Annotated in this window: 6 protein-coding genes; 2 read left to right on the top strand and 4 right to left on the bottom strand. The window is 61.5% G+C overall.

Annotation, left to right across the window (positions count from 1 at the left end; genetic code table 11):
• The coding region (locus DEM25_RS17490; RefSeq protein WP_147393358.1) for a porin at nt 1-1,055 on the top strand (1,055 nt) is incomplete at its 5' end.
• A 147-nt stretch (nt 1,056-1,202) separates the two neighbouring features.
• Entirely contained in the window at nt 1,203-2,147 is a 945-nt protein-coding gene (locus DEM25_RS17485) for a tyrosine-type recombinase/integrase (RefSeq protein ID WP_147393357.1), read from the top strand.
• Nucleotides 2,148-2,153: 6 nt separating this feature from the next.
• On the opposite strand, the gene DEM25_RS17480 is transcribed toward DEM25_RS17485, so the two are convergent.
• From DEM25_RS17480 to DEM25_RS17465, 4 genes are all read right to left on the bottom strand, one after another.
• A complete protein-coding gene (locus DEM25_RS17480) occupies nt 2,154-3,068 on the bottom strand; it encodes an aldose 1-epimerase (protein WP_109767235.1) in 915 nt (304 codons plus the stop codon).
• Nucleotides 3,050-3,343: a hypothetical protein gene (locus DEM25_RS17475; protein ID WP_109767369.1), complete on the bottom strand. Its 294-nt coding sequence runs from the start codon at nt 3,341-3,343 to the stop codon at nt 3,050-3,052. Before DEM25_RS17475 ends, DEM25_RS17480 begins: the two co-directional genes overlap by 19 nt.
• Nucleotides 3,344-3,407: 64 nt before the next feature.
• On the bottom strand, nt 3,408-4,043 hold the full coding sequence (locus DEM25_RS17470; protein WP_109767236.1) for a nucleoside/nucleotide kinase family protein: 636 nt from the start codon (nt 4,041-4,043) through the stop codon (nt 3,408-3,410).
• Nucleotides 4,043-4,475 (bottom strand): ATP-binding cassette domain-containing protein (locus tag DEM25_RS17465; RefSeq protein ID WP_147393356.1); only part of this gene is annotated, 433 nt, incomplete at its 5' end. The genes DEM25_RS17465 and DEM25_RS17470, both read right to left, overlap by 1 nt.

The raw sequence follows: 4,475 nt of genomic DNA, 5'->3' as shown, positions 1-4,475 counted from the left end.
CCGGCACCGGCTTCTTCTACATCCCGGGCACCGAAACCTGCCTGCGCATCCACGGCTATGTCCGTTACGACATCGGCTTTGGTGAGCTGAATTCTGTCACTCATCAAACCAGCGGCGATGAAACCTGGAACAAGCGCGCCCGCGCATCGTTCCGTGTTTCGACCTGGGCCGACACCGAGTATGGCCCGCTGCGCACCTATGTGGAAACCCGCTGGCAGTGGGACACCAACGGCGTCGAGATTCGCACACCCGGTGATCCTGGCGTTGTCGTGACAAACGGCTATGAAAACAGCGGTGAATTCTCGATCAACTTCGCCTACATCGATCTCGCCGGTCTGCGCATCGGTAAGGACGAATCGTTCTTCACCACCTTCACCGGTTATGCTGGCGGCGTAATCAATGACGGTCTCATCGGCTACGGCCCGTTCGACACCAACCTAATCAGCTACACCTTCAACAGCGGAGCGTTCTCGGCTGGTATTTCGCTCGAACAGGGCAACAACAACCTGTCGACGACATGGCGCCAGACGACTGTTGACGCAAATGGTGACGGCACGAACGATGCGGTGCGGTACGCGACCGGTATCGGTGGCTGGGGCATCGATGACTATGTGCCGCACATTGTTGCCGGCGCTGGTTATGACGCTGGTGCCTTCAACATCCGTGGTGTGCTTGGATATGACACTGTCAACAACGCGTTCGCAGCCAAACTACGTGGTGATGTTAGCTTCGATCCGTTCTCCGCGTTTGTGATGGTCATGTTCTCCGAAGCGACCTCGGCTTACGGCACAGTCGATGGATGGGTGAACAACAGCCAGGATACTTGGGCTGTGATCGGCGGCGCTTCGTATGACATCAACGATGCCCTCGCTGCCAACCTCCAGGTTTCTTGGGCGGAAGCCAACGGTCTGGCGAACGACGAGTGGGCGGTTGTGGGCAACATCAACTACGAAGTTGCTAACGGCTTTATCGTTCGGCCGGAAATTGCTTATCACAGCATGACAGATGGCAGTGATGCTTTCGGCGGCACGCTGCGCTTCGAGCGCTCGTTCTAAGCGTCCCTCCGACGCTTCACAAGCAACTACAAGAAACCCGGCAGGCAACTGCCGGGTTTTTCTTTTCAGACCTTTTATTCCGTTTTTTCTTTCTGATCCGGAATTGACAATAAGACCAACTGCTCATTCCCTCGTTGCAGAGGGGGATTGGCGATTAATATGCAAGCTTCTGTTCTTTCGTTCTACCAAGCGTACCATCATGTCCTTTGGGAAGAGGGACATCACAAACGCAACGTTTTCCAGTTTTTATTTGAAATTCAAACTGTCATCGAGAAATATTCTATTGAAAAACTGGATGATGGACTTGTCGATCGACTGATTTCATATTATCGTGAAAAAGGCAATTCAAACGCGACCATCAACAGAAAACTGGCCGCGCTTTACAAATTACTTCGCAAAGCGGAGCGTTCAGGTCTGATTACTCGGCTTCCATCCTATGTCCGCTTGCCGGAAAAGAACGCGCGTGTCCGCTTCTTGACACGCGAAGAAGAGCGGTTTTTGCTACCTAGACTTGAAGAACGCGACAAATCCTACAAAAACCTGTGCATTTTCCTGATCGATACTGGCGCGCGCGTCGGCGAAGCGCTCGGCCTGAAACATGGCGATGTCCACAATGGCCGTGCCACCTTCTGGATCACCAAATCCGGCCGGAGCCGCACCGTTCCGCTGACCGATCGTGCCGTCTGTGCGCTGGCCGATCAGGGGCGCCAGCCCGGCGGCCCGTTTCACGGCGTCGCCTACCAGAAGTTCCTCTATCACTGGAACGCCGTGAAGCGGGACATGGGGCTGAAGGACGATCCGCAATTCGTGCCCCACATGCTGCGCCACACCTGCGCGTCGCGGCTGGTCCAGGCGGGCATCGACCTGCGCCGGGTGCAGACATTTCTCGGCCACCAGACGATCCAGATGACGCTGCGCTATGCGCATCTGGCGACCGACGATCTGGACCAGTGCGTGATCGCGCTCGACCGGGTCAACGCCAAGAACGAACGGCCCGATTCGCACAAGCATAACGGGAAAACAAAGCCCGGCGCGGCTGCCGCCGGCCGTCGCAGAAGCGCCGGCAAGAGGCATCCGGCGCCCGCCGACTGAGGCGGGTCATCGGTCGCGCGGCGCCCAGCCGAGCGTCATCGACAGTGTCATCGCGTCGCCGGGCGCCAGCACGATCATGCCCGGGTGACCGGGAGCGTTGATCGCATCGACGGCGTGGCTGACCGGCTCGAAACAGAAAAAGCCCGCATTGACGGACGGGGCAAAAACCATCGCATGATCAAGATTTTGCGAAACGGATACACTGACATCGATCCCCAGATCCGGCTGGGTGACAACGGCCTTGCCGTCCCAGCCGTCAAAGCAGTTGTCGATCCGGTCACCGGGCAGCGCGGACGGTTTGGAAAAATCCCATTGCGGCCTGCCAGTGATTGGCATGCGTTTCGTCGGCAGGTTGGCCGCGTCCGACAGCCAGACATGGCTAGCCCTGAAGCACAGTGTCGTACGATCAAGGCGCGGCAACCATGGGTGGAAACCGCCGCCGAACGGCAGACGTGCTCCGGTGTTGGTCGCGGTCAGCGTGCCGTGCAGGGTTCCGTCTTCGAGGCGCCATTCGATCCGGGCAGAGTAGCGCCACGGGCCGATGGCTCCCTCGTCGAGCGCCAGTTCGATGCGGTCGGCCTGGTGCGCCACGACGGACCAGGCCCTCTGAAGCCCATCGCCGTGCAGGGGGCAGGGATCGTCGTCCGGCAGGTTGGGCGGCACCGGATGAAACGAGCCGTCGAACCCGAACCCCCCGCCGGAGATACGGTTGGCGAACGGCAACATCAGGTTGCAGGCCAGATCGAAGGGGTGATTGCCGCCGGCAGCCGTCGGCCGGAGCACCGGTTTCGGGCCGTCGGCGGTCAGGGCGTCGAACCGGGCAAGGCCGGCGCCCATGTCCGGCCGCACGGCAATCCTTGAACGCGCATCCTCGACGATCAGCATGGCCGGGTCGCCGATACTCAGGCCACCGAACTCCATGGATGCTGATGCGGCGCGGCTTCGGGATGGTTGCGGACGAAATGGTGGAGCACATGCAGCAGCATCCGCACATGGTCGCGGTCGCCGCGTGCCTGCGCCACGCGGATATCGTCGATGATCATCCGCCCGATCGTCTCATAGCCGTGCGCCTCGTGCGCCAGATAGTCGCCATAGGCGGCGGCGACGCCTTCGGGCACGTGCTCATGCTCGGCAATGGCGAGGATTTCCTCCTCGCTGAGATCGCACATGCCGACAATGTCATCGAGCGATATCATGCCGGCAGGAAACCATGACATTGCCCGGCGCGCAACCTTCGGCGAAGCGGACGTTCCGGCCGGTTCATGTCAGGATGATGTCGGCGCCGACGCTCTGTTCGAGCACAAGGCCGGCATTCGGCAGATCGTTGCGCTCGGCCCGGCCGATCGCTGCATCGCGGTCGTGGCCGAGCGCAAGCCACCGTTCGACCAGGCGCTCGGAAAGGGTCGGCATGGCGGGGGCGACGAAGACGGTCAGATCGTAGTGCGCCTGCGCGCCGCGCCAGGGCTCGTCGCACAGGAGCAGATAGTTACCCTCGATGACGACGACCTCCACGGATCGGGCGATGATGGCGGCGCCGGCGATTGCAAGATCGGCTTTGCGGTCGAAGACCGGGTGCACCACGTCGCCTTGGGCACCGCGGATCAGCGCGACCATCCGGCAAAAGCCGTCCGCGTCGAAGGTTTCGGGCGCGCCCTTGCGCGCCAGCAGGCCCTTTTGTTCGAGAATGCGGTTGTCGAGATGATAGCCGTCCATGGGCAGCAGCGCAGCGCTGCCCCCTCCCCCTTCGTTCAGCGCGCCGACCAGTTCCGTGGCCAGCGTCGACTTGCCGGATCCCGGCGGGCCGGCAATCGCCACCATCAGCCTGCGGCCTGGGACACGGCGGGCGCGCACGGCGGCAAGAACGCGGGCCAGATTGTCCAGCCGCGTGTCGGCCATCAGGCCGCCAGCGCCGACGCAGGCGGTTCCTTGGCGCCTGTCATGAAGGCGACCGCATCGGACATGGAATGGTCTGTCGGGTCGATCACGCACAGGCGGCGCCCGAGCCGGTGAACATGGATACGGTCGGCCACCTCGAAGACATGCGGCATGTTGTGGGAGATCAGGATGATCGGAATGCCGCGCGCTTTGACGTCCTGGATCAGTTCAAGCACCTTGCGGCTTTCCTTGACGCCAAGGGCGGCCGTCGGCTCGTCGAGGATGATGACCTTGGAGCCGAACGCGGCGGCACGGGCGACCGCAACGCCCTGACGCTGGCCGCCCGACAGGGTTTCGACCGCCTGGTTGATGTTCTGGATGGTCATCAGCCCCAGTTCGTTGAGCTTTTCGCGGGCGAAGGCTTCCATCGCCCGATGGTCGAGCTGGCGGAAC

Source organism: Oceaniradius stylonematis (genome assembly GCF_003149475.2).
GTDB classification, from domain to species: Bacteria; Pseudomonadota; Alphaproteobacteria; order Rhizobiales; family Rhizobiaceae; genus Roseitalea; species Roseitalea stylonematis.
Note: the sequence above shows the minus strand (reverse complement) of the source record. Positions and strands in the feature narration are given on the sequence as shown.

What these genes read in the sequence shown, in the direction of transcription:
- DEM25_RS17480 (WP_109767235.1), bottom strand. Translation starts at nt 3,068, where the DNA reads ATGGAGTTCGGTGGCCTGAGTATCGGCGACCCGGCCATGCTGATCGTC.
- DEM25_RS17475 (WP_109767369.1), bottom strand. Translation starts at nt 3,343, where the DNA reads ATGATATCGCTCGATGACATTGTCGGCATGTGCGATCTCAGCGAGGAG.
- DEM25_RS17470 (WP_109767236.1), bottom strand. Translation starts at nt 4,043, where the DNA reads ATGGCCGACACGCGGCTGGACAATCTGGCCCGCGTTCTTGCCGCCGTG.